This window comes from Streptomyces sp. NRRL B-24484, from assembly GCF_000717715.1.
Taxonomy (GTDB): domain Bacteria; phylum Actinomycetota; class Actinomycetes; order Streptomycetales; family Streptomycetaceae; genus Kitasatospora.
In genome coordinates, this window is record NZ_JOAI01000072.1 from 1 (window position 1) to 22,602 (window position 22,602).

Below are 22,602 nucleotides of genomic sequence, written 5' to 3' on the forward strand. Positions count from 1 at the left end.
CGACCACCTCATGGACCAGGTCCTGCTCCAGCTGCCACCCGGCTACGACCTGCTGTTCGGCCGCCCGACCGCAGGGACACGACCCTGACCACCCCTCACCCCGGCCGCGGACCCGCCGGCGGCCAGCCCCTGGAAGGCCCCACGGTCATGACCCGCTACCGCCACCTCCTCCAGCAGGTCCGCACCCTGGGCCGCTACACCACCGACGACGAAACCGAACGCGTCCTCGACGTGGTCCTGGCCGTCCTCGGCTCCCAGCTCACCGGCGAGGAGCGCTGCGACCTCGCCGCCGCCCTGCCCGACCGGGCCCGCGCACCGCCGCCCGCTGGGACACCTCCTCCGCCCTGGCCGCCCTTACCACCCTCACCGACGACAACCTCACCGACCGCATCCTCGCCCACCTGCCCCGCGGCTACGCCCTGCTGTTCGGCCGCGCGGACCTGGCCGCCGTCGCCTGAAGCAGCGGGTCCGACCCGTCGGCGCGGGAGCGCTTCGAAGTCGGGCCGTCGTTTCGGCGATAGCGTCGTCTCGGCCGAGGCCACCGGCCCGGGGGCAGGCTTGCGAACAGACACCTTTCCCCGGCCAGAAGGGAGCCCTCATGTCCTCCCGGAACGGCACACGCTCCGAAAACACGGGTGTCTGCGTACCGCTGCTGCAGATCACCACCACGACCGTCAGCGGCACCGCCCAGGTCCTCCACCTGCACGGCGAGAGCGACCACGACCAGCGCCAGCGGCTGGAGAGCGCGCTCGAGCGTGCCGTGGCCGAGTGCCCGCCCCGACTGGTCGTGAACCTCGCAGGCCTCACCTTCTGCGACTCCACCTGCCTCAACGCGCTCCTCAAGACCCGGATCGCCTGGTGCGCCGCCGGCATTCCACTCGTGCTCGCTGCACCCACCCCCCAGGCCGGCCGACTGCTGAAGATCACCGGCGCCGACGAGGTGCTCACCATCCACGACAGTGTCCGGGCCGCCCTGGCCGACACCGAACCGCACACCAGATGAGGCGAGGCGACCGATGGACAGACCCCAGCGCTACGCGGTCACCCTGCCAGGCCCGCCCGGTCGGCACGGGCCGCCCGAGGTTGTCGTCGTCCGTCCCACCGGCGCGTACACCGCTGCCGGGGCACCGGTGTACGCAGATGAGGCGGGCGCATTCCGGGTGGCGATCGAAGGAGAGGCGGCCCGGCCGCTCACCGCGTTGCCGGGGCCCGGCCGCCATACTTGCCTTCACGCCGTGCCACTGCCCTGACCTGGTGCTCGCGGCCCTCGGTTCCCGGGCACCAAGACTGCTTCTTCGTCACCGCCGCAGCTGCCCCCGGCTGTTCGCGCCGACACACGCGATCGTGACCTTGGTGGTGAGAGCAGGCCCTGTCCCCGTGTACGCGCCCCGACCGCTTTCGGCGGAACCGGGGGTCCCCGACCGGCGGAATCAGCCCGCTTGCCCAGACGGGTCGGGCGCGTGCGGGGACAGGCGGGAAGTCGGGGCGGACGGCTCCGGGCCCGGTGGGGTGACCGGCAGGCCGGCGGCCGCCCAGGCCTGGAAGCCGCCGATCACGTCGGTGGCCCGCCACAGTCCGAGCTGCCGCAGCGAGGCCGCGGCGAAGGACGAGGCGTAGCCCTCGTTGCACAGCACGATCACCCGCAGGCCGTGGCCGGTGACCTGGGGCAACCGGTAGGGGGGCTGCGGGTCGAGGCGCCACTCGAGTTCATTGCGTTCCACGACGACCGATCCGGGGACGAGACCGTCGCGGTCGCGCAGAGCGCCGTACCGGGTGTCCACCAGCAGGGCCCCTTCCTCACGTGCGGCTGCGGCGGCCTGGTCCGGTGTCAGGCGGTCCAGGCGGTGCCGGGTCTCATCCAGCAGTTGGTCGACACTCTTGGGGGTCACGGTCATGATCACCACTCCTGGGACTGCTCGGTCTTCGCCAGCCGCAGGATCCGGCCGTCACAGGTGTACCGGCGCATCAGGGGCAGCGGAGGATAGTAGACGTGGACCGACACGGCGTGCTCCGCCCAAGACGGATTCACTACCTGGTGGACGTGGTGCGGGCCGAAGGCGCGGTCGCCCACGGCGTTCACGACCTCCAGGAGGCCGGCTGGATCGGCGGCATGCACGACCTGGCGTTCGACATCTCCTCGGTCATCCCGAAGGACAGCTGGTACGGCACCCTGCTCAAGGGCGTGTTCAACTTCCAGCCGGACCCGACGATCCTTCAGCTCACCGCCTGGGCGCTCTACCTGGTGCCGACCCTGGTGTTCTTCCTCAGCGGCTCGGGCGGCGCCGCGCCCAAGCCAGCCGTGCCCGTGCCCGTCGAGGCCGAACCCGCCTCCTGACCACCCGGCAGCACCATACGGTTCGAGCCCGTTCCCGTACCCGGAGCGGGCTCGAACCGTTCGGCCGACCGCGCCCGGGCGGCCGATCCACCGCGGCGGCCGATACGGACGGCTCCCGCGATCCGTGCACGGCGCCCGCCGCGCACGGTCAGCCTTCGCTCGGCGCGGTCAGTGGCGCAGCCGGCGTCCCGGGGGCGGTCCGGTTCTGCTCGATCCGCGCGAATTTCCACACCGCCAGCGCGATGATCCAGGTGGCGAAGAACAGGCCGACGATCACGAAGCCGACGGTGTTGAGGTCGAGCCCGGAGATCCAGCCCCAGAAGACGCCGTGCAGGTCGAGCTGGTCGGCGAGCAGGCCGAGCAGTTCGACAGTGCCGATGATGAGGGCGACGGCGACAGACAGGCCGGTGATGGTCAGGTTGTGGTAGATCTTGCGGACCGGCTCGGAGAACGCCCACCCGTAGGCAAAGTTCATGAACGACCCGTCGATGGTGTCCAGCAGGCACATCCCTGCGGCGAACAGCACCGGCAGGCGGAGGATGGCGTACCACGGCAGGCCGGACGCGGCCCCTGAGCCCGCCAGCACCACCAGCAGTGCGATCTCCGTCGCGGTGTCGAACCCGAGCCCGAACAGCATCCCCAACGGATACATCTGCCACGGCTTGCCGACCGACCCCGTCACCCGGCCGAGCAGGCGGTTCATCAGGCCGCGTTTGTCGAGCTGCTCCTCCAACGCCTGTTCGTCGAGGCGGCCAGTACGCATGCGGCGGAACACCTTCCAGACGCCCCCCAGGATGACCAGGTTCACGATCGCGATCAGGTACAGGAACGAGCCGGAGACGGCCGTGCCGATCAGACCGGTGACCCGGTGGAGCCGGGAGCCGTCGTCCTGGAGTGGGCCGGCGAGGGCTTTCACGCCGAACGAGAGCAGGACGGCGAGGGCGAACACGACGGACGAGTGCCCCAGGGAGAACCAGAAGCCCACGGCGAGGGGGCGCTTGCGCTGGTCCATGAGCTTGCGGGTGGTGTTGTCGATCGCGGCGATGTGGTCGGCGTCGAAGGCGTGCCGCATACCCAGGGTGTAGGCCGTGACGCCGATGCCGATGCCGAAGGACTTGGTGCCGACGAGGTGGTGCTCGGGGGCGACGACGGCAACCAGCGTGACCCAGCCGACGAGGTGCAGGGCGACGATGAAACTGGCCATCGCGGCCAGCTTCTGCCACTCCTGACAGGTGATCGGGGCCACGGCCCGCGTGCGACCGGACTTTGGCATGGGCTGGGAGTGGGCTACGGGCGAGGAGGTCACGGGTGTCCTTCCTACCTCGGCGGCGAGACGCTGCATCCGGGTGCATCACTCCCGTCGTTGCACCATTCCCGTAGGGAGAGGCCGTGTCACGGGGCGCGCCGGGGGCGCGATGGGTTTCACGACCGGCGCCCTCGACCCGAAGCTACCGCAGGCGATCCGGTGCTCGACCTGCAGGCGCGGATGCCCGCGCGTCGTTGCTCCGCGGGGGTGGTCTCGTCGGCGGATCGGCACGGTGGCCGCTGTCCGGGAGCTCGTGGCGGCGATGGTGGTGTGGGCCGTCCTGGCCTCATCCCTCTTCTCGCCGGCCGGGCGCTTCGCGGCTGCGGCGGCCGGCCCCGTCCCCGGAGGCCCAGCGTGCTGGTCCCACGACCCCTCTCCCGGGCAGGTGCGGCGGTGGCAGGCGCGCTGTGCCTGCTCAGCCTGACAGCGCCTGCCGCCGACGCCCACCCGCTGGGGAACTTCTCGCTCAACCACTACCTCGGGTTCACGGTGCACCCCGAGGGCGTCGAGGTCCTCGCCGTCACCGACACCGCCGAGATCCCCACCCTCCAGGAGCAGCCGAGCGTCGACCGCAACGGCGACGGCACGGTCGACGACGCCGAGCGTGCCGCCTGGGCCGGCGCCCGGTGCACCCAGACCGCCCAGCGCCTGAAGGTGACGACCGACCAGCCCGCCGCGACCCTGGCCTGGAGCACCGAGTCGGCGCGGTTCGCCTACCAGGACGGCGCCGCGGGCCTGCGCACCAGCAGACTCGAATGCACGCTGCGGGCGGCCCTGCAGCTTCCGGCTGCGGGCACCACCCTCCACATCGCCAGCGGCATTGACCCCGGCCGGGTCGGCTGGAACGAGATCACCGCCCGCGGTGACGGCACCACCCTCGACCACGCGGACGTCCCCGCCCGCTCCGTCTCGAACGAGCTGCGCGACTACCCGCGCGACCTGCTGGCCAGCCCGCAGGGAGTGACCCGCGCCGAGGTCCACGCCCGGCCCGGCGGCGGCGCCACGGCGATCGGGACCACCGTCCGGGCGGACGGCTCCGGTCCCACGGCCTGGCTGGCTGGCCTCGACGCCCGGCTCACCCAGCTCGGCGCCACGCAGCGGCTCACCCTGCCGGTGGGCCTGCTCGCCGTGCTGCTCGCCGTCGTCCTCGGCGCCGGCCACGCCCTGCTGCCCGGCCACGGCAAGACGGTGATGGCTGCCTACCTGGCCGGGCGGAGCGGCCGGACCCGCGACGCGGTCACCGTCGGTGCCACCGTCACCGTGACCCACACGGCCGGCGTCCTCGTCCTCGGACTGGGCCTGACCGTCTTCTCCTCACTGGCCGGCGACGTCCTCCTCGGGTGGCTGGGCGTGCTCAGCGGTGCCCTGGTCGCCCTCGTCGGCGTCGGGCTGCTGCGCGACGCGGTCCGGCGTGCGCGCACAAGCGGTCTCGTACGCCGTACCCCGGTCACCGACAGCCCCGAGAGCGGCACGGAACCCGCGAAGGAACTCGCTCACGCGGCGACGGCACCCACGCCGACAAGCCGTCACGACCACGTGCACCCGCATGCGCACGACCACCACGACCACGAGGCCGGCACCGCGCACGACCAGCAAGACCACGGCCACGACCACGCGCACCACGACCACGCGCACGCGCACCACGACGCTGACCAACCCCGCAGCCACCGACACGGACTGCTCGGCGGAAGCCACCATCATCACCACGAGCCCGGTTCACGTCGGCGCAGCCTCATCGGGCTGGGCATCGCGGGCGGACTGGTACCCAGCCCCTCCGCCCTGGTCGTCCTGCTGGGCGCCGTTGCACTCGGCCGGACACTCTTCGGTGCGGCCCTGGTGGTCGCCTACGGCCTCGGCATGGCTGCCACGCTCACCACCGTCGGGCTGCTCCTCGTCCGGGTCGGCGACCGCATGGCCGGTGCGGCAGAAGGCCCGCTCCTCGGCCGGCTGCGCCGGATCACCCCGTACAGCGGTCTGCTGACCGCGCTGCTGATCCTGACGGTGGGGCTGGGCCTGATGGTCCGCAGCCTGCCGTCGACCCTGTGACGAAACCCTTCCCCCTACCGGAGGCCGACCGCCATGACCACCCGCCCGGCGCACCTGCTGTGCCTCGCCCTCCTCGCCGCTCCCCTCCTGACCGCCTGCGCCACCGGGCGGGACGGCAGCTTCGACGCCCAACCCGGCACGCCGTCCCCGAGCTGCCTGCAGCACCAGAGCACCCTGCCCGGGACGCGCTACACCGGCGGAGACAAGTCCGATCCCGCCGCCGTGCTGCAGATGATGCACTTCTACACCGCCAACGGCACCAAGGCATTCTGCGACGGCAAGCCGCCCACCGACGCCGACCGCCGCTGGACGGAGCTGTACACACAGCTCGGCGGCGATGCGCAGCACGTGGCCACAGCGAAGTAGAGCTGCCCCGCAGGTGCCGCCGCGCCGGTGCTTGTCAGGGCGAGGAGGGCAGGGCGGCGAGCGCGGTGCGCGCGGCCGGCGCGTCCAAGGGATGGAACGCGGGGTTGATCGCCAGTGCGGTCGTGAGCTCGGTGCGGGCATCGGCGAGGTTCCCGAGGGCCTTTTCGATCATGCCGCGGTGGTAGTGGAAGAGCGCGTTGCGCATGCCTGTCGTCAGTGCCCGGTCGGACTGCCCGAGTGCCTCCCGGTCGCGCCCGTTGACGTGCAGGGCCCAGGCGTAGGCGTCGTGCATCTCCAGGAACGGCCTGGTCCGCAGTCCCTGTTCGGCAATGGCGAGGGCCTTGCCGGGGTCGCCGTGGTCGGCCTCGAACAGCGCCGCGTCGGTGTCGAGCGCCACGCCGTTGTCGGCGAGCAGCTGTTGCTCGGCGCGGAACACGGTGTACTGATGCGCCGCCTCGGCGGAGCGTCCCAGGGACTGGAGGAGGTCGCCCAGTTCGAGCACGTACTCGGGTTGCGGGACCTGGGCGACGGCTTGTCGGAGATCGGCGACGGCGGCGTCCGGGTTGCCGAGGGCGGCTTCCGCCCGGGCCCTGGCCTCCAGTAGCGAGGCCGTGCCGGGCGCCGCGCGCAGGCCGGTTTCGGCGCGGGCCAGGGCCGTCCGGGCGTCGCCGTTGTCGAGGGCGAGCAGGCTGAGGTGGTAGAGCGTGAATGCCCGGTCGGCCGGGGTGTTGGCATCGTCGAGGGCGCGTTGCATGTTCCCGGTGGCCGCCGCCGTGTCGCCGCGCAGCTCCCACGCGTACGAGGCGCGGGACAACGACGGGGTCCCGGGCTTGAGGTCGACCATGCGCTGCACCGCCTCGAACGACTCCGGGTACCGGCCGAGCTGGGTGTAGGCGTCGGCGAGGATCCCGTAGACGGTCGAGCTGTCGGGGCTGAGCGCGACGGCCTTCTGCGCAAAGTCCAGTGCGGCGGCGAAGTCGTGCCGCGCTGCCGCGAGGGCGGCCATGCCGGCGGTCGCGGTGGCGTTGTCAGCGGGCTGTACGGAGAGTGAGTGCGTCAGAACGCTCTCGGCCTTGGGGTAGTACGAGGGGTCGGCCGTCGTCCGGGCCTGCTGGATGTAGGCGAGGCCGAGCGAACCCAGGGCCTCGGCGTCGTCCGGGGCCGTCCGCAGCCGTTCCTGCAGGCCGACGATGGCTGCGTCCCGGCCTGCCCCGGAGCCGGCACCCTCGGCGGAGTCGTGCGGCGAGTCTTGGACGGCGCTGCCGCCTTGGGGTGCGAGGCCGAGTCCGCCGGCCAGGAAGAGCCCGGCGCCGAGGGCTGCGGCCACCGCCGCGGATCGCAGGCGATGACGTCGCGGGGGCATGGGGTCGGTCGTGGCCAAGGCGTACTCCTGGGCGGTGGGCTGTGTGCGGCGGTCTTCACGTCGACGTGCCGGACTCCGCCGTGGGCTCGTTCGTGGGATCGGTGCCGGGGGCCTTGGTGGGGACGGCGAAGACCACCAAGTTGGACAGGTACTCGCGGGTGTCCCGGTCGTACGTGCCGCCGCAGGTGATGAGCCGGAGGCTGGGAACCGTGCTCCCCTCGAACACGAGGCCGTCGGGGAAGTCGTCCTTCGCATAGGTGCGCAGGGCCTGCACGGTGAAGTCGGTGACTGTGCCGTCGTTGCCCTCGACGGTGATCGTGTCCCCGGGGCGCAGGACGGACAGGCCGGCGAAGACTGCCGGTCCCGTCAGCGAGTCGACGTGGCCGACGATTACGGCCGCGCCGGGGCTGCCGGGGGCCGGCCCCTGGCTCCACCAGCCGGCGACGTTCGGATCGTCCGGCGTCGCGAGGTGCCCGTCGCCCTGGACCTGAAGGTCGGTCAGCGCGGTGTCCACCCCGATGCGGGGTATGCGAAGCCGTGTCGGCGGAGCCCGGAGCACCTCCGGGCCGGCAGGCTCGCCGGCCACGGCAGAGGGGAGCTCACCGATGTCGCGGACCGCAGCGGGACCGCCGTATCCCGGGGCCGACGTGAGGTTCGCCGCGCCGACCCCCGTGAGAGCCAGACCGATCAGGAGAGCCGTCACCACCGCACCGCGACGGGTTCTGGTGCTGCTGCCACGGCCCGGTCGCCCGTCCCCGGCGGCGGGGGACGGGCGACCCGGGCCCGACAAAGGCTCCATCGTCAGGAGCTGCGCCGGCGGCGCAGCGCGATCACGGCGGCGCCGGTCAGGAGGACACCGCCGGCGAGAGCAGCGGTGCCGGCGATCGGGACGCGGTGCAATGCCAGGCCGCCGAAGCCGGCGGCGACGCTGCCGCCGGGGTTGTCGGAGGTGGCCTGGTTGACGGCTGCCGTGTTCGGCAGTGCGACGTAGGGGAAGGTCTTGCCGAAGGCGTGGTCGTTGGCGTTCACGCCGTCACCTGCGGCGAGGGCCGGCACGATCTTGCCGGTCTGGGCAGCGCCCTCCAGCGCCAGAAGTTCGATGTCCACCACGTCGTCGGTCAGCCGGCGGCCGTTGGGGAAGCCCGCCAGGTCGTTGCCGAGGACGCCCAGCCGGTTGGGCGACGGGGACGGCGGCACCGCCATGTTGAGTCGCAGTTCCTCGCCGGGCAGGAACTTGGCCTTGTTGACGTCGGCGTTCAGCTGCTGGGAGTTCAGGTCGGCCTGGATGGGGCCGCAGGCCTTGCAGATGCCGTTGAGGAAGATCTCGACCAGGTCGTTACGGGGGGTCGCGGGGGCCGGGATGCCGTAGATGCTCTGGATGAGCTGCGGGACCATCGGGTCCTTGACCTTGTCGACCACCGGGGTGACGGTCGCGTCCTTCTCCGGGCTGAGCGCGTTGAAGGCGTCCTTGTACTTGATCGGGACGACGACCTCGTTGATCAGCGGGTTGCCGAGCCGGGAGACCTGGTGGAAAGCCGCCTCGCCCTTGCCCTCGCCGCCCTTGTCGACGACATCCGCGCCCTTGCGGTCTGTGCTGGACCACACGCCCACGACGGGGTTGCGTGTTGGGTCGCCCTTCAGCGCCAGGTCCTTCTTCGGCACCTGGATGGCGATGGTGTTGACGTTGTAGCCGCTCAGGGTGTCGTGTCCGGACTCCTTGAGGTTTCCGCCGTAGAGGAGGTCGAAGACCCGCAGGTCGAGGAAGAACGGGTCGTCGGCCTGGCCGGCGAGGGTCTGGCCGCCGCCGGGCAGGTCACGGATGGCCTGCTGGCGCAGGGACGCGTAGTTCGGCATCGAGGCCTGGCCCGTGTTGGACGGGGCCGCGATCGCATCCTTGAGCAGCGTCTTGGAGGACCCGTCGGCGTGGGTCTCGGTGAGGGTGTAGGTCTGGCGGAAGTTCAGCGTCGGGTCGTCGAGGTTGTTCACGACGCCGGTGTTGTAGAGGAACTGGTTGGCGTCGTCGCGGTAGTGGTTGCTGAACGTCCAGGTGTAGGTGGTGTCGGCCCTGCCGTCGCCGTCGGCGTCGATCTTGATGTTGTAGCGCGCATCGTCCGCGAACGCGTAGAAGTTCGGGCCGCCGTTGGGCTCCTCGAACGGGATCCAGTTGGCGATGAGCGTGACGGTGTCCGGCTTGTCCGGGCTGGTGAAAGCGTATACGTCCGTGTTGTCCGCCCGCGGGTCACCCGCGATCAGCGGGGCCTCACGGTGACTCGACGCCGAGCTGACACCCGGAGCGAGCCCGGCCAAGGCACCCGCGGCGGCCAGGGCCAGGACACCCAGGCCCGCCATCGGCTTTTCGGCACGACGGGCGAACGCCGGATGACGCGAGGAACGCGAAGGCTGCATGATCACTTCTCTCTGAAGTCGGCCCGGCTCGGCGTCCCGCTGGCTTCCGACGACCTGTGGACGGGCAGCAACGAGTGATCGCCTCCTGGCACGGAGTGGTTTGAGGACTGCCTCGCACGTGGGTGGCGCTCCGCTCGCCGGGCCGGTCGAAGACCGCTTCGAAAGCGTGCTGAAGTACCGCGCACGGGAGTCGTAGGCCTGACATAAAGTCACCACGGACAGATCCCGCCTGCTTCCCGGGTGGGCCATCCGGGACGCCACAGCCCATCACGCAGACTCGCCGACCCGGGGAGCACCGTTCGCCGTGATCAAGCCGACCCCGTTGTAAGCCAGCAGCCACGAGCCCGGGCAAACGACCCGCCCGTCCGGAATCCGGGCGGGCGGGTCCGGCTCCCGGCCCAATCAGCGACCCTCAGGCCCACTCCACGCCGTGCTGCGCGCACCGGAGCTCGGCATCCCGGTCCTGTTCCTTGAGCTGGACCGCGGCACCATGACGGACATCGTCGACGTCGCCGCCAAACTCGACAACTACAAACGCTGGTTCGACAAGGTCGTCAAGGACACCGACGGCTACGACCGGACCATCTTCGAAGTCACCTACGGGACCGCACACGACCGGCCTTACGGCTACACCCCGGCCCACGTGGTGCGCCCGCCCGTCGCGTTCGTTCTCGCCCCGGGCACCCGCGGCAGCCGGCCCCGCTTCACCGCCGACGCGCTGCGCCGCCGCATGAAGGCCCTGCGCGATGCCACCAGCGACCACTGGGCCGGCATGCGGCACGAGGACGAAGGCGTCACCTACTACAGCTTCCGGGGGCAGATCCAGGTCCTGGCCACCACCACCGCCCGCCTGCGCGAGCACGGCTTCCTCGGCCCCGCCTGGTGGCGCTTCGGCCGCTCCGACTGGCAAACCCTCACCGACGCCCTCGACGACCGGCCCGACCGGGCCCTGATCGCCCAGCGCCGCACCGAACGCCAAGCCGCCGAGCATGCCGAGCAGGAGCGGAAGGCACAGGCCGAGCGGGACGCCCAACGGGCCGAGTGGCTGGCGCAGCTGCTGGCCGCCCGCGCCCACAACGACGCCCTGCACCCCTGCTACACCCACCACGGCCCGCTCGGCGGCGAACACGACACTCGGGCGAGCTCGGCGAGCAGGCCGAACCGGACCGCCTGGAATGCCCCACCTGCGAACAGCTTCGCCGCGAACAGCGTGGCCGCCCGACCGTCCTCGCCCTGCCCACCGCCCGCGACCTCAAGAAGGCCGCCAAACACGGCCCACCCACCGACGACCCCTGGCGACCGTGCGTCTCATCCACGCCGAACGCCGGCCCAAGCACAAGCGGGACAGCGGAGACGTTCCCGAACTCTGGCCGAACGCCCGCGTCTGACCACCAGGGGGTGGATCGGCAGGCCGCAGGGCTGAGCCGACGGCCGCACCCGAGGTTCCCGAACGGCCGCTCGGTCGGTGGCCTTCCAGGCCGGAACGGCGGGCCGGCTCCTGGTCGGCCGAATTTCTGTTATGCCAATTGACACAACATCAAATCTGCTCCTAGGCTCACGGCCATGGAAGAAGAGGTCAAACGCCGCGGCCGGCCGCGGAAGGACCCGGAGCGACTGGCGCGCTGGGTACCGCCGGACGGCTGGTCGCGGCTGGTCGCCTGGGTCTCGCCGGAGGAAAAGAAGGCGCTGAAGCGCGTCGCCGTGGATGCCGGGGTGTCCGTCGCGGACCTGGTGCGGTCATTGGCGGGCGGCCTGGCCGCGGGGGCGATCACGCACGAGGAACTGGTCGGGCAGGTCAGGAGAGGCAGGCAGGTCATGGAGAAGATCCCCACGCTGTTCGAGCGGGACGGCGACTTCCGCGTCGTGGACCGCCCGCGCGCCGAGTGCGCCTGGGTGTTCGCCGGGGAGGGCGCGCCCACCGAGAAACTGGACGGCACCAATGTCCGCCTGACCGTCCGCGGGGGCCACCTGGTGCGGGTGGAGAAGCGGCGCAACCCCAGCAAGGCGCAGAAGCAGCAGGGCATCGTCGACGGCTGGTACGTCGACACCGACGAGCACGGCCCCGAGGACAAGTGGATCCTGGCCGCGGCCCGCAACACCGACGTGGCCACCTGGCCGGACGGCGAGCACGCCTGCGAGGCCCTCGGCCCGCGCATCCAGGGCAACCCGCTGGGGCTGGACGGCTACCTGTGCGTGCCGTTCGACCTGGAGGTGCCGGTGTACGAGGCGGTGCCGCGCAGCTACGACGGCCTGCGGGAGTTCCTCGCCGAACTGGAGAGCCGCTACGCGCCCGGCAGTCTGGCGGAGGGGATCGTGTTCCACCACTCCGACGGCCGCCGTGCCAAGATCAAGCGCAAGGACTTCCCCACGGCAGTCTGAAGCCCGGCCGGCCCGCGCGTTCCCGGCCTGGAGCGGGGGTGGTACTCCCGGCGCGCTGGGCACTGGGCCATCCGCGACCGGCCCCCGGCCGCCGAAGTAACCGGTCGGCGATGCCTTGTACTACGGATCCGGTGAGTTGAGGGCTGTGTGGACGCGGATGTGACCAATCGTGAGGACGGCTGCCTGAATGCCGGCTGCGGGTGCACAGCCGGCATCAGTCTGATCATGTTCGGGTGGATCGTGGTGCTCCTGATCCAGCGGATCTGACCGTCGCACGGTACCGGCCCGTTCGGGCCCGCGCCGTGGGCGGATCGGCTCTGCGCCCGCAGGTGCTGTCACACTCCGGGAGGAGTGCGGGTTCCGGTGCTACCGGCCGTCTGCCGCGTTCCGGCAGTGGGCCCGAACGGTTCCGGCCTGGACAGCGCGAGCGCGGTGCGGGAGAGCGGTCCGGCGACCGGCGGCACCGCGAAGGGCGCCGGCCTGACCGGTGCCCCGCACGCGATGGCCGCCAACAAAGCGATCATCGCCTGGCTGCCCGAGACCGGCAGCATCGCCTCGTGGGCCACCGAGGTCGAGCACCTCATCGCGACCCGCCAGGTGGTGCGTACCGACGCCTGAGGTTGCACCCCGAGCGTGGACACCGGGTTCATGCTGCGAGGTCGAGGTTAGCGGAGTTGACCAACCGCTGTTCGAACTCGACGGGTGTGAGGTACTGCAGAGCCGGGTGCCGATGACGGTGGTTGTAGTACGAAAGCCAGCGGAACAGATCGAGCCGCGCGTCGGCCTTCGAGGTCCACCGAAGCCGGTGTGTCAACTCCCGCTTCAGCCCCTGAAAGAACGACTCGGCCAGAGCATTGTCGTAGCTGGATCCGACACGTCCCATTGAACGGCGGATGCCGTTGCGGCGGCAGGCGGCAGCGAAGGCCCGGCTCGTATATTGCGCCCCGTGGTCGGTGTGGAACGCCACGCCCGCGACGTTCCCACCGCGGGCAGCCGCGGCTGCCTCGATCGCATCGACGACCAGGTCCACGCGCATGTGATCGGCGATGGACCAGTCGACCACGCGGCGCGAGCAGATGTCGATCACCGTGGCCAGGTAGAGCCACGACGACCCGACCGGGATATACGTGATGTCGCCGCACCAGCGGACATCGAGCGCCGCGGCGGTGAAGTCCCGCTCGAGCAGGTCCGGCGCCGGCGGCGCGGTGTGGTCCCGCATGGTCGTCCGCTTGCGTTTGCGCAGGTGGAGGCCGACGATGCCGTGCTCGCGCATCAGCCGTGCCACCCGCTTGCGGTTGATGAGCCGGCCGCGGGCCCGCAACTCGGCGTGGATCCGCGGGGCCCCGTAGGCACCAGCGTGCTCGGCGTGGACCGCCCGGATCTCCGCGGTCGCCTCGGCGTCGGCCCGCTCGCGGGCCCGGCGGACCTCCGCGCCGGCCTGCCACCGGTAGAAGCCGGACCGAGAGACCCCCAGGACCCGGCACAGCCGCTGGACGCCGAACTCCTCGGCGGCAGTGGAGATGAAGACCCAGCGGCGGCTCACTTCATCTCCTTCGCGAAATACTGGGCCGCCCGGCGCAGGACCTCCCGCTCCAGCTCCCACTCGCGCTTCTCCTTGCGCAGCCGGGCCAGCTCGGCCCGCTCGTCCGCGCCCAACCCGCCCGAGACCGCGTCCGCCCGCTCGGAGCGGCGCACCCACGTCCGCAGTGTCTCTCGGTTCACCCCGAGCTCCACCGCCACCAACTCGACCGTCCGGCCCGTGGACCGGACCAGCGTCACCGCATCCCGCTTGAACTCGTCGCTGTACTTCGCCGGCCGTCCCACCTGGACTTCCCCTCCCGGATCCTCGGATCCGATTGTCAGGGGTGTCCACACTCCGGGGGTCACCTCAGTCCGGTCGTCCCACCGCAGCGCGTCGCTGCAGGCCGTGCGCACCTGAACTCCCGCTTCGCGGAGGACATCTGGTCTCTCGCACCGCTGATCGAGAACCCGAGCGAGGAAACGTCGTCGATCCACTGGCGCAACTGCCCCGAGCCGTTCCCGCGGGAGCTGCGGCTGCTGGTGTGGATGCTGATCAACGGGGAGCTCCGCCCGACGTTCCTGCGCGAGCGTGCCCGGACTTTTCGCTCTCGCACCAGCGTCGCCGGCACCGTGACGACCGTGCGCGTGTGGATGGACCTGGCCCGATGGCTCTCGGCCCACGGCTCCAGCACCTTCGCCGACTGCGACTCCGAGATGCTCTACGCATACGCCACCCACCTGCGCGAGGCCGGGGGCAGCCGAAGCTCCGTCGCCCAGGCGCTCCTGGCCCTGACCCGCCTGTGGGCCTTCGACGAACTCACCGCCCGCCCGGCCGGGATCGGCCGGCCGCCCTGGGACGAGCATGGTGCCGACGACTACCTGCCCGCCGCATCCACGAGCGGTGGGGAGAACGCCACCGACGCCATCGCCGAGGCGACGATGGGACCCCTGCTGGTGTGGGCAATGCGCATGGTCGACGACCTGGCCGACGACGTCCTCACGGCCTGGGCCGAGCACCAGAAGGTCCTTGCCGTCGCCAAGACCACCACCCCGACCGGAACCGGCCTCGCGGCCCTCGACGCCTACACGAAACTGCTCGGTGCCACCGGCGCGTCCGTTCCCGTGATCCGTTACCGGGGCCGCACCGTCCTTGCCCGCCAGTACATCGCCGCGCTCACCGGAGCCTCCATGGACCAGGTGAACCAATACGCCAAGCGCGGCCTGACCCGGGCGGCCCGGCTGAGGCCGGGCCCCTGCCCTCTGCGTACTCCGATCAGGGGAACTGTGCACGGACAGCCGTGGCGCGAAGCGGTGAACCTGGACGAGTCCCCTCCCTGATGCGCCACCTCGGCACCGCCTGCTTCATCGTCATCGCCTACCTCACCGGCATGCGCCCCGGCGAGGTGCTGGGCCTGCGCACCGGCTGCTGCCCCGACCCGCCGCCCGAACCCGACGGAACCCCGGGCCGCCACCTCGTCCGCGGCCGCGAGTTCAAGACCGCCCGCGACGAGGACGGCAACCACCTCTCGCGCGGCACCGAGCGCGCCCTGCCCTGGGTCGCCATCGCCCCCGTCGTCAACGCCATCCGCGTCCTGGAACGCATGGTCCCCGACGGCCATCTGCTCTTCGACAGCCGCACCCACCACTTCACCAGCCCCAGGCCCGCAACCGGCTCCCTCACCGCGAGCTCCATGGTCCGGAGGATCGAGGACTTCATCACCTGGGCCAACGCCGAAGCCGCCCGTCACGGCCTCGCCCGTGAGGCCATCCCACCCGACCCCCACGGCAGGGTCGCCGGCGCCCGCTTCCGCCGTACTCTCGCCTGGCACATCGCCCGCCGCCCCGGCGGCCTCGTCGCCCTCGCGATCCAGTACGGGCACCTACGCACCGCAATCTCTGCCGGCCATGCCTCCCGCAGCCGCGACGGCATCCACACCCTGCTCGACATCGAGACCGTCCGCGCCGTCGGTGACACCGCCACCAACCTCCACCAGCATCTCGAATACGGTGGGGGCATCTCCGGTCCAGCAGCGCGTCGGGCCATCCAGGTCGCCGCCCGCGCCCCCGAGTTCGCCGGCACCGCGATCACCGCCACCACCGCCCGCCGCGACCTCGCCAACGACGACCTGATGATCTACGACAACCCGAACACCCTGCTCATGTGCGTCTACAAACGTGACCAGGCCCTGTGCCACCGCGACACGCCCCCAGCAGCACCAGCACCCCCACTCTCGACCGCTGCATCGCCGGGTGTGCCAACATCGCCCGCACCGACCAGCACGCCGAGCACCTGCGCCACCGCGCCCAGACCTCGCCCGCCAGGCCACCCACCTGCCCGGTCCGCTCGCCGACCGCCTCACCGCTACCGCCGGCCGCTTCACCGCCCTCGCCGACCGGCACCACGCCGACCGCCGCACCCGCCCTCGACGAACGCGACCGCATCCGTGCCGCCATTGACCGCATTCTCGCCGGCACTCCCGAGCACTCCAACGGTGCAATGACCATCGTCGCCCTCGCCCAAGAAGCCGGCGTCCCCCGCAACGCCCTCACCCAGCGCCACCTCGACCTGAAGAACGACTTCTACGCCAAGGTCCGCGACCGCGGCAAGATTCCGGATAGCGAGGCCCGCCTGCGCAGGCAGATCGTCAAACTCAAGGAACTGAGGGCCAAGGACGCCGAGGAGCTCAAGGGGCTACGGGCAGATGTCCAGGCCCTCGTTCAGAGCGTCAACCAACTCACTCTGGAGAAGCAGCAGTTGAGAACAGAACCGACCACGCCAACCTCCAGCCTGCGGCTTTTGTCGGCGCACCCTCAGCCATGAGGCCATGGTTAGTTCGACCATCTGCCAAGCTGGCGGACGTCTACCGGGTGTAGCCGGTATCACCGTCCGAAGCGAGAGTCCCGGAGATGACGTAAGACGCCCCAACGGGCAAGCCAAGCCTCGCCGCCCAGGACAGCGCCTCGGCGTGGGACGCGTCGCGCTCGGCCAGGCGGGCGGCGGCCAAGGAGGGCGGCACCTTGTCCTCGTTCAGCAAGACGGCCCACTGGCTGCCGGTGAGGGCCAAGTAGCGCAGGTGCGGAAAGTCCGCGAGCACGGTCAGATCCTGGACCGTGGCCTGGGAGAGATCCAGGCAGCGCAGATTCGGCGCCGTACGCAGCGGGGTGATGTCAGCCGGGGCGGTGGTGGCGAGGTCCAGCGAGCTGAGGTGCGGGTGGCCCTCGAGCGGTGCGAGGTCGCCTCCGTGGAGACTGACGGCCAGGGACTCGACAGGCAGGTTCCGGAGGGGGGTCAGGTCGGTGACAGGGCGGCGCTTGAGTTCGAGCTTCTGTACGTGGGGCGCGGCAGCGAGCGGGGTGAGGTCCATCGGGCTGGTAGGGGCGTTGACCTGGATCAGAACGGCCTGGAGATCAGGCGACACGGTGTGAGGGATTCCGCCGGATCGCAGCTCCTGATCGGACCCGGGCTCGCGCGGCCCCTCCACGAAGTCGATGTAGTCGACGTCGTCCTCCTCCACCTCGTAGGCGCCCCGATCCAGCAGGTCCAGGTAGCGGGCGAGGAGCGAGGTGACGGAGTCGCAGAGGTAGAGCGGCCCGTCGTAGTAGTCGCGGCCGATCTCGATCACTTGTCCGGGCAGTCCGGCATGGGCCGGGGACATGTCAACCGCCAGGTAGTTGCCATCGTCGGCAGTGGCGAACGGGAGCCACGCGGGGTGCTCGTGGCAACGCCGGACCGTACCGGGCGGGTCGGCGTCCAGGACGACCGCGTCCCAGTGGTTCTCCCAGCCGGTCCACACAGGTTCCCGCAGGTCGGCGTTGGCGCCGACCAGCCGGGCCAGCGGCATCCAGCTGAGGTTGCCGAACAGGCCACAGGCGTCATCCCCGCTGCCGTCCGCGGCCAGGTACAGCGCGCGCAGGTCGGCGGGCAGCGGTCGGCCGAGGCGGCGCTCCGCGTCGGCGAGGGCCGCCTCGGTCACGGGCGGTGGCAGTGTCTCGGAGCGTCCCAGGATCTCGGCGCGTCGCTCCAGGTAGGCACGAAGCCGGGCAAGCGCCAGCTCCGGGTCGCCCGCCGGGCCGGCCGTGCCCTCGTTCTGGGCGTACCCCGCCGGGGAGAGCCGGTAGCCGTGATCCAGCACAGCCAGGAAGCCCGGACGCTCTCCGTGGAGGCGTGAGACGACGTCATGGGACGCGACCAGCGAGTACTCCCCGGACGGCCGGCACCGTATTTCCAGTCTGGTGCGCTCCCAACCGTGAGCTGTGCCCACTGCCGCCGTCACGTCGCTCAGGTCTTGGAAGCGGCCGGCGAAATAGAGCGGCCGCGGCGTCGCGTCGGAAAGCACGCATTCGCCGGAGACGCCGAGGCCGGAGAGGCCTTCGGTGCTGACGAGCACCGCCTCTGTCCAGCCTTCCGGTGCGTTCGCCGCGATTGTCCTGACCACCCGCGCGACGCCTTGCTCAATCAGCTCGGCCATGTTCTGTTCCGCTTCTGTCGACACTCCGCTGATCATCGCAGGGGACCACGACAGAGTCGGTCAGGGGTGTCCCGGCCAGGAACTTTCGCAGGATCAACCAGCCGCTTTGCAAGATCGAATTACTTGTGCCCCAGCTAGCTGCAGCGACTTGTCGCGGGGAAATCCGGTGGCCTTTGCGGCGGGGCTTGATCACCCCTTTGGTGTACAGACCATGCTCACCGTGGTGCGGCGGGAGAAGCTGACAGCGGAGGGAACTGAAGCAAAGGGCCGGGAAACCGTGGCGGGTGCGGCCCGTCCGGATGAAGGGGTTCTCGTCGTCAGCGTCGCGCATCCATGGACGGCGTCACGCCCGGCCAGGGGGTCCGAGCAGGGCAGGACGATCCCAGAACCCGCTGCCCAGGTCGCGGACGCACTCCTTGTCCGCCGCCCCGCGGACTCCGTCTGCCACACACCATCGCCCGACATCAAGGGGACGACAATGGACATGCACCACGGACACCAAACACACCACGGCGGCCACGGCGGCGACCCGACACTCGGCTCCCACGGCATGTTGGTCGTCGGCGGAGACGTCATCTACATGTCGCATCTGCCGATGTTCATGGCCCCGCACAACTACCAGGTCATCCTGCAGGTCGGAGTGGACGACGCCGTCGGCTCGGTACTCCGCTCCCATCGGCATGCCGTTCCCGAAGAGCCCTACGACACCTTCATTCCCGACGATTTCCCGATGAGTGAACTCGATCCGAAAGGCACCGGTCCTCGGCGGACCTCGATGACCGGTACGTTCTTCTGTGGTCACTTCGAGCGGAAGGGAGGGAAGCACCCGCCGCTCGCCGAACGCGCTGTCGTCACCGTCCAGAGCATCGTGCACTTCCAGGAGCTCGACGTGCAGGCGGAGCACGGAGACGACAGCCAGCTGTCCTACCTCTGCTTCGGCCGCGGCGGGCAGTTGCATCTCGCGCACCGGATCGTGGGCGCGCCCAACTTCGACCAGGTCCTCACCGTCCGGCCCGTCCCCAGCACCGCGACCGACATGCGCGGGGACCAGCTGCCCGACGACGAGGCCACCCTGGAGAAGTTCTTCGCAGAGCGCTTCGCCTCGGCCGAACCGGTTGAGATCGGCGAGCGGACCGACAACGCCGACCATCGAGTGGTGCCCCCGGAGCGTGTCCGCGGGGTCTTCTTCGCCACCGCGCCGCCGAGCGGATTCCACGGATTCGCCGTGCAGTTGGAGGCGACGCAGGAGGTGTACATGGAGACCGGCGATCTGGCCGCGCCCCAGCAGTGACATCCCGCTGGGCGCCCTCCATGAGCCGTCGCTGACCGGCGCCCACTGCCCGCGCTGCCTGCTGGTGCGCCAAGTGCTCGGTGTGGCGGCGACGGTGGCGGCCGGGTCGGGCCGCAGCACGATCCGCGCGGCTGGCGTCCAGGAATGCCGCCGGCAGACGCCGCATCGAGCCCGTGTGGCAGAACCGTCGCACCCTGAGCTTGTTCCGCTTTGACGGACACCGTTGGTGCGGTGGTCAGGCCGCCAGGGCAGTCTCGTATTCGGCGGAACTGCGGGAGCCGGGGCTGCTGTGCAGCCTGCGTATGTTGTACCAGGCTTCGATCCACTCGAAGATCGCGGTCCGTGCTGCGGCCCGGCTGGGCCAGGGGCGGTCGCCGGGCAACTCGCGTTTGAGGGTGGCGAAGAAGGACTCGGCGAGCACGTTGTCCCAGCACTGGCCGGTGTGGCCGACCGACAGTCGGACTCCGAACTTGCCTGTTATAAGGGCGTCCGCCAGTAGGTCATCGGATTCGTGGGCTTCGAGGGCGGGTGTTCCAGCGGTAGAGGGTCCAGGCGCGTCGGATCAGGCAGCGGACCGTGATGACGGTGGCGGCCAGGGCGAGGAAGAACTCGACGGCCGCTCTCCGACGTTCGGTGCAGCGCCGGAGCTTGCCGAAGTTGTTCATCCAGGAGTTCGTGCGTTCGACGACCCACCGGCCGCCGGTCTGGATCGGGCTCTTCGCGCCGCGCGGGGCGATGCGGGCGTCGATCCTCCGGCCGGCCAGGTCATCGTGGACGATCCGGTAGTCGTAGCCGGCGTCCAGGGCGAGACGTGGATACTCCGGCAGCGGCCCGAGGGCCTGTTCGAGGGCGGTGAAGCGGTCGAGGGTGGCGGGCAGCAGGGTGTGGTCGCGGGTGTTGGCCGGTGCCGGTTCGGTGACCAGGGGTATGCCGGTGCCGTCGGTCAACTGAGAGCGTTCCAGCCCGAGTTTGGCGCGGTCGACCGGGCTCTTCCCGGCGCATTCACCGCCGGAGGGCGCCTTGGTGATGCAGCCGTCGGCGCTGAGGCGGTCGAGTTTGAGGCCGACCATGTGGTCGTAGGCGGCGAGCGCGAGCAGCCGCAGGCTCTCCATCACGCCGTCGGCGATCCACTCGTCGCGGCGTCGGCGCAAGGTGGTGGCCGAGCAGTGCTCGTCGGCGGCGCGTTCGTATCCGCAGCCGAAGACCAGGACCTGCACCCGCCGGTCGAAGACGACGGCGTCGCTGAACCGAGGATTGTGACAGCCCAGCGGGTGCCGGTCCTCGCGCACAGGCAGGAGCGCGAGGAACTGGTCGCGGATCGGGTCGAGAATGCATGATGGGACGGCAGGCCTGCACGAGGCGATTCCACAGCTGCCGCCTCGCATGCCGACGGGGCGCTTGCCCTCAGCCGCGACTTGAGCCTCTGGCGGCGCGAGGAAGTCCTCACGATCCTGCAGGACGGGTCATAGCGTCAAACCTGGGATCGACCAACTCACGATGATCAACGGTGGCCATCTTCACCTGCAGGCCGGCCTCACCCAGCACGATCAAGCCCGGGCTTCAATGCCCGCGTCGGGACTTCCACGTGAAGGCGTCTGCGGTCCGCCTGGCCAACGCGCTGGTCTGCCAGGATTCCGTGATGTCGGTCCACTTGTGGAGGTATGCGCTCCGGGCACCATCTTCTGCCAGTTGGTCGTAGACGAGGTTGAACCTGTAGACGCTGCCCTCGTCGGAGATGACTTGGTCCTCTTCGTGACTGAGGCTCTCCTGCAAAAGGTCGACGACGATTGTCACATCGGGATCAAGCCCCTGAGCACGCAGAAGCTCCCGCAACCGGGCCCAGAGGTCAATGGGGCTGGTCCGCGGAAGCTTGGTGTACTGAACGAAAATGCTGGAAGCCATGAACTCAGTCTCCCAGCCAGCAGTGCGAACCAGCTTCGGAGAACGGCCGAGGCGAAGGCTCCCCCGGTGCCGCGGCTGAACGAGCCGAACCCATCATTGGCCGACGGCGCCTGCGTGACATCGAGGAGGGGCTGGTGTGGCGGCATCAGCCGCCACACCAGCCCTCACATCCAGTGTCCCGACGAGTCCTCGTTGGTGTCCCGGCTGTCAGGCCGGGTTGTACGCAAACAAGATTCCCGTCACACAGTCGCTACGACGCGCAGTAGTCCACGGTGCTCTGGGACAGACCGTAGGTGCCGCTCGACCAAGCGGCGGAGCCGTCATACCGGTAGAACACGAAGTTGCCATCGGCCTGGACCATCGCGCGGCCGCCCGGGGCGGAATCCAGCTTCCCGATCGTGCAGACGATGTCGTTGTCGTGCTGCAGCTTGATGTATCCGGAGGCCGACCAAACCATACGGTTGACGCCCTGGCCGTAGCTGCCGCTGGCCCACAGGGCCCGGCCACCGTCGTTGGAGTAGAGCACCAGGTTGCCGTCGCTCTGGAAGACCAGCTTCGCGCTCGACGAGTTGACGAAGCTTCCCGCGTACCAGTCGCCCTGGTTGAGGGTGAAGTTCGCCGCCTGCGCGTCCCAGGTGCCACCGGCCATCGCCTGGGTCGTGGTCAAGCCGAGGGCGGCGACGGCAGCCGCGCAAACCATGGCGGCCCGGGCCGCCTTCGCTCGGAGGGACGTGGCAGTGCTTCGACGTGCGGTCATGAATGTTCCTCTTTTTCGTGGTGGAGGTTGTGATGCGGCACGCGGGTTGCGGCGCCGCCAAGGACGCCCCGCTCGGGGCCTGCCCGTGCTGGGTCGCCCAGGTCTATGGCTGGCCAGGCCCGGTAGCGGAAGAGGGCGGGCCGGCCCGTGGAGGCGTATCGCCGGGTGCGGGTCCGGCTGGATCGGGTCAAGGCGACGGGCCGGACAGCGAGGGCGTCGGCAGGGCGCGGGTCAGCTTGGAGTCCGGTGGCGCGGCCGGCAGCCGGTGTCGGCGCTCACTGCGGCAGGGATCGCTGTCGCTGCCGCATAGTGTTTGTGACGAGCAGGCCGATCAGGTGTAGCAGTAGTTCAGGTTGCCCTTGTGTCAAGGGACAGTAGGAGTTCCCCGCTCGCGGACAGTTGATCTCCCCACTGGCGGACGTGGAAAGTCCCCGGTGGACAGTTGATCTCCCCGCTTCTGG

The 22,602-nt window shown here is 70.4% G+C and carries 21 protein-coding genes and 4 pseudogenes; 13 read left to right on the forward strand and 12 right to left on the reverse strand.

The features are described from left to right. Window positions 1-147 precede the first annotated feature (147 nt). The 3 genes and pseudogenes from IE98_RS52425 to IE98_RS52740 all read left to right on the forward strand — a co-directional run. Window positions 148-279: pseudogene (locus IE98_RS52425) on the forward strand (DUF2267 domain-containing protein); the annotation flags it as partial. Window positions 280-598: 319 nt separating this feature from the next. After that, the gene (locus tag IE98_RS0138655; protein WP_078661652.1) at window positions 599-1,003 is read left to right on the forward strand and encodes an STAS domain-containing protein; all 405 of its coding nucleotides are present in this window, start codon (window positions 599-601) and stop codon (window positions 1,001-1,003) included. Between the two features lie 13 nt (window positions 1,004-1,016). Next, window positions 1,017-1,250 (forward strand): DUF6296 family protein, encoded by a 234-nt coding sequence (locus tag IE98_RS52740; protein ID WP_420706263.1) that lies wholly within the window; start codon window positions 1,017-1,019, stop codon window positions 1,248-1,250. Between the two features lie 180 nt (window positions 1,251-1,430). Here IE98_RS52740 and IE98_RS0138660 read toward each other — a convergent pair whose 3' ends face one another. Together IE98_RS0138660 and IE98_RS52745 are read right to left on the reverse strand one after the other, a co-directional pair. After that, window positions 1,431-1,895, reverse strand: coding sequence for a rhodanese-like domain-containing protein (locus IE98_RS0138660; protein WP_052391523.1), 465 nt, complete (start codon window positions 1,893-1,895; stop codon window positions 1,431-1,433). Window positions 1,896-2,005: 110 nt separating this feature from the next. Then, window positions 2,006-2,071: pseudogene (locus IE98_RS52745) on the reverse strand (hypothetical protein); the annotation flags it as partial. Between IE98_RS52745 and IE98_RS51585 the strand changes: the two are divergent. Beyond that, window positions 2,042-2,335, forward strand: a pseudogene (locus IE98_RS51585) (FTR1 family protein); the annotation flags it as partial. The pseudogenes IE98_RS52745 and IE98_RS51585 sit on opposite strands and share 30 nt — an antisense overlap. Window positions 2,336-2,483: 148 nt before the next feature. Here IE98_RS51585 and IE98_RS0138675 read toward each other — a convergent pair. Next, a complete protein-coding gene (locus tag IE98_RS0138675) occupies window positions 2,484-3,572 on the reverse strand; it encodes a HoxN/HupN/NixA family nickel/cobalt transporter (RefSeq protein ID WP_030277043.1) in 1,089 nt (362 codons plus the stop codon). A 462-nt stretch (window positions 3,573-4,034) separates the two neighbouring features. Between IE98_RS0138675 and IE98_RS0138680 the strand changes: the two genes are divergently transcribed. Then, on the forward strand, window positions 4,035-5,687 hold the full coding sequence (locus IE98_RS0138680) for a hypothetical protein (protein WP_052391524.1): 1,653 nt from the start codon (window positions 4,035-4,037) through the stop codon (window positions 5,685-5,687). A 33-nt stretch (window positions 5,688-5,720) separates the two neighbouring features. Further along, a complete protein-coding gene (locus tag IE98_RS0138685; RefSeq protein ID WP_030277047.1) occupies window positions 5,721-6,053 on the forward strand; it encodes a hypothetical protein in 333 nt (110 codons plus the stop codon). Window positions 6,054-6,087: 34 nt separating this feature from the next. Here IE98_RS0138685 and IE98_RS0138690 read toward each other — a convergent pair whose 3' ends face one another. From IE98_RS0138690 to IE98_RS0138700, 3 genes are all read right to left on the reverse strand, one after another. Beyond that, on the reverse strand, window positions 6,088-7,380 hold the full coding sequence (locus IE98_RS0138690; protein ID WP_234443858.1) for a tetratricopeptide repeat protein: 1,293 nt from the start codon (window positions 7,378-7,380) through the stop codon (window positions 6,088-6,090). A gap of 91 nt (window positions 7,381-7,471) precedes the next feature. Beyond that, on the reverse strand, window positions 7,472-8,215 hold the full coding sequence (locus tag IE98_RS52135) for a class F sortase (RefSeq protein ID WP_078661656.1): 744 nt from the start codon (window positions 8,213-8,215) through the stop codon (window positions 7,472-7,474). A 2-nt stretch (window positions 8,216-8,217) separates the two neighbouring features. Continuing rightward, window positions 8,218-9,822: a DUF4331 domain-containing protein gene (locus IE98_RS0138700; protein ID WP_030277053.1), complete on the reverse strand. Its 1,605-nt coding sequence runs from the start codon at window positions 9,820-9,822 to the stop codon at window positions 8,218-8,220. A 430-nt stretch (window positions 9,823-10,252) separates the two neighbouring features. Between IE98_RS0138700 and IE98_RS0138705 the strand changes: the two genes are divergently transcribed. The 3 genes from IE98_RS0138705 (at window position 10,253) to IE98_RS0138720 (ending at window position 12,819) form a co-directional block, all read left to right on the forward strand. After that, a complete protein-coding gene (locus IE98_RS0138705; protein WP_030277055.1) occupies window positions 10,253-11,245 on the forward strand; it encodes a hypothetical protein in 993 nt (330 codons plus the stop codon). A gap of 140 nt (window positions 11,246-11,385) precedes the next feature. Next, window positions 11,386-12,201 carry an RNA ligase family protein gene (locus tag IE98_RS0138710; protein WP_199923045.1) on the forward strand — a complete coding sequence of 272 codons (816 nt, stop codon included), beginning with the start codon at window positions 11,386-11,388 and terminating at the stop codon, window positions 12,199-12,201. 393 nt (window positions 12,202-12,594) lie between these two features. Next, window positions 12,595-12,819 (forward strand): hypothetical protein, encoded by a 225-nt coding sequence (locus tag IE98_RS0138720; RefSeq protein WP_030277058.1) that lies wholly within the window; start codon window positions 12,595-12,597, stop codon window positions 12,817-12,819. A gap of 28 nt (window positions 12,820-12,847) precedes the next feature. On the opposite strand, the pseudogene IE98_RS0138725 reads toward IE98_RS0138720, so the two are convergent. Beyond that, a pseudogene (locus tag IE98_RS0138725) lies at window positions 12,848-14,025 on the reverse strand (IS3 family transposase). 336 nt (window positions 14,026-14,361) lie between these two features. On the opposite strand from IE98_RS0138725, the gene IE98_RS45510 reads away from it, so the two are divergent. The 3 genes from IE98_RS45510 to IE98_RS43795 are packed head-to-tail and all read left to right on the forward strand — an operon-like array spanning window position 14,362 to window position 16,543. Next, a complete protein-coding gene (locus IE98_RS45510; RefSeq protein WP_159401191.1) occupies window positions 14,362-15,060 on the forward strand; it encodes a hypothetical protein in 699 nt (232 codons plus the stop codon). Further along, window positions 15,060-16,223 carry a hypothetical protein gene (locus tag IE98_RS50320; protein WP_199923047.1) on the forward strand — a complete coding sequence of 388 codons (1,164 nt, stop codon included), beginning with the start codon at window positions 15,060-15,062 and terminating at the stop codon, window positions 16,221-16,223. Before IE98_RS45510 ends, IE98_RS50320 begins: the two co-directional genes overlap by 1 nt. Then, window positions 16,220-16,543: a hypothetical protein gene (locus IE98_RS43795; RefSeq protein WP_234443859.1), complete on the forward strand. Its 324-nt coding sequence runs from the start codon at window positions 16,220-16,222 to the stop codon at window positions 16,541-16,543. The genes IE98_RS50320 and IE98_RS43795 overlap by 4 nt, the downstream gene beginning before the upstream one ends. Window positions 16,544-16,583: 40 nt before the next feature. On the opposite strand, the gene IE98_RS0138745 is transcribed toward IE98_RS43795, so the two are convergent. After that, window positions 16,584-18,191, reverse strand: coding sequence for an SMI1/KNR4 family protein (locus IE98_RS0138745; protein WP_030277066.1), 1,608 nt, complete (start codon window positions 18,189-18,191; stop codon window positions 16,584-16,586). A gap of 478 nt (window positions 18,192-18,669) precedes the next feature. On the opposite strand from IE98_RS0138745, the gene IE98_RS0138750 reads away from it, so the two are divergent. Beyond that, a complete protein-coding gene (locus IE98_RS0138750) occupies window positions 18,670-19,482 on the forward strand; it encodes a hypothetical protein (protein WP_159401193.1) in 813 nt (270 codons plus the stop codon). Between the two features lie 235 nt (window positions 19,483-19,717). Here the strand turns inward: IE98_RS0138750 and IE98_RS0138755 are convergent, their stop codons facing one another. The 4 genes from IE98_RS0138755 to IE98_RS45520 all read right to left on the reverse strand — a co-directional run bounded on the left by IE98_RS0138755 (window position 19,718) and on the right by IE98_RS45520 (window position 22,141). Next, complete coding sequence (locus IE98_RS0138755) at window positions 19,718-19,978, reverse strand: integrase core domain-containing protein (RefSeq protein ID WP_078661657.1); 261 nt, start codon at window positions 19,976-19,978, stop codon at window positions 19,718-19,720. 4 nt (window positions 19,979-19,982) lie between these two features. Then, the gene (locus tag IE98_RS0138760; RefSeq protein WP_052391529.1) at window positions 19,983-20,867 is read right to left on the reverse strand and encodes an IS5 family transposase; all 885 of its coding nucleotides are present in this window, start codon (window positions 20,865-20,867) and stop codon (window positions 19,983-19,985) included. A 175-nt stretch (window positions 20,868-21,042) separates the two neighbouring features. Then, window positions 21,043-21,384 carry a hypothetical protein gene (locus tag IE98_RS0138765; RefSeq protein ID WP_030277074.1) on the reverse strand — a complete coding sequence of 114 codons (342 nt, stop codon included), beginning with the start codon at window positions 21,382-21,384 and terminating at the stop codon, window positions 21,043-21,045. Window positions 21,385-21,634: 250 nt separating this feature from the next. Then, on the reverse strand, window positions 21,635-22,141 hold the full coding sequence (locus tag IE98_RS45520; protein ID WP_159401194.1) for a hypothetical protein: 507 nt from the start codon (window positions 22,139-22,141) through the stop codon (window positions 21,635-21,637). Between the last annotated feature and the right edge of the window lie 461 nt (window positions 22,142-22,602).

What these genes read in the sequence shown, in the direction of transcription:
- IE98_RS0138655 (WP_078661652.1), top strand. Translation starts at nt 599, where the DNA reads ATGTCCTCCCGGAACGGCACACGCTCCGAAAACACGGGTGTCTGCGTA.
- IE98_RS52740 (WP_420706263.1), top strand. Translation starts at nt 1,017, where the DNA reads ATGGACAGACCCCAGCGCTACGCGGTCACCCTGCCAGGCCCGCCCGGT.
- IE98_RS0138660 (WP_052391523.1), bottom strand. Translation starts at nt 1,895, where the DNA reads ATGACCGTGACCCCCAAGAGTGTCGACCAACTGCTGGATGAGACCCGG.
- IE98_RS0138685 (WP_030277047.1), top strand. Translation starts at nt 5,721, where the DNA reads ATGACCACCCGCCCGGCGCACCTGCTGTGCCTCGCCCTCCTCGCCGCT.
- IE98_RS52135 (WP_078661656.1), bottom strand. Translation starts at nt 8,215, where the DNA reads ATGGAGCCTTTGTCGGGCCCGGGTCGCCCGTCCCCCGCCGCCGGGGAC.
- IE98_RS0138700 (WP_030277053.1), bottom strand. Translation starts at nt 9,822, where the DNA reads ATGCAGCCTTCGCGTTCCTCGCGTCATCCGGCGTTCGCCCGTCGTGCC.
- IE98_RS0138710 (WP_199923045.1), top strand. Translation starts at nt 11,386, where the DNA reads ATGGAAGAAGAGGTCAAACGCCGCGGCCGGCCGCGGAAGGACCCGGAG.
- IE98_RS50320 (WP_199923047.1), top strand. Translation starts at nt 15,060, where the DNA reads ATGCGCCACCTCGGCACCGCCTGCTTCATCGTCATCGCCTACCTCACC.
- IE98_RS43795 (WP_234443859.1), top strand. Translation starts at nt 16,220, where the DNA reads ATGACCATCGTCGCCCTCGCCCAAGAAGCCGGCGTCCCCCGCAACGCC.
- IE98_RS0138745 (WP_030277066.1), bottom strand. Translation starts at nt 18,191, where the DNA reads ATGGCCGAGCTGATTGAGCAAGGCGTCGCGCGGGTGGTCAGGACAATC.
- IE98_RS0138750 (WP_159401193.1), top strand. Translation starts at nt 18,670, where the DNA reads ATGGACATGCACCACGGACACCAAACACACCACGGCGGCCACGGCGGC.
- IE98_RS0138760 (WP_052391529.1), bottom strand. Translation starts at nt 20,867, where the DNA reads ATGCGAGGCGGCAGCTGTGGAATCGCCTCGTGCAGGCCTGCCGTCCCA.
- IE98_RS0138765 (WP_030277074.1), bottom strand. Translation starts at nt 21,384, where the DNA reads ATGGCTTCCAGCATTTTCGTTCAGTACACCAAGCTTCCGCGGACCAGC.
- IE98_RS45520 (WP_159401194.1), bottom strand. Translation starts at nt 22,141, where the DNA reads ATGACCGCACGTCGAAGCACTGCCACGTCCCTCCGAGCGAAGGCGGCC.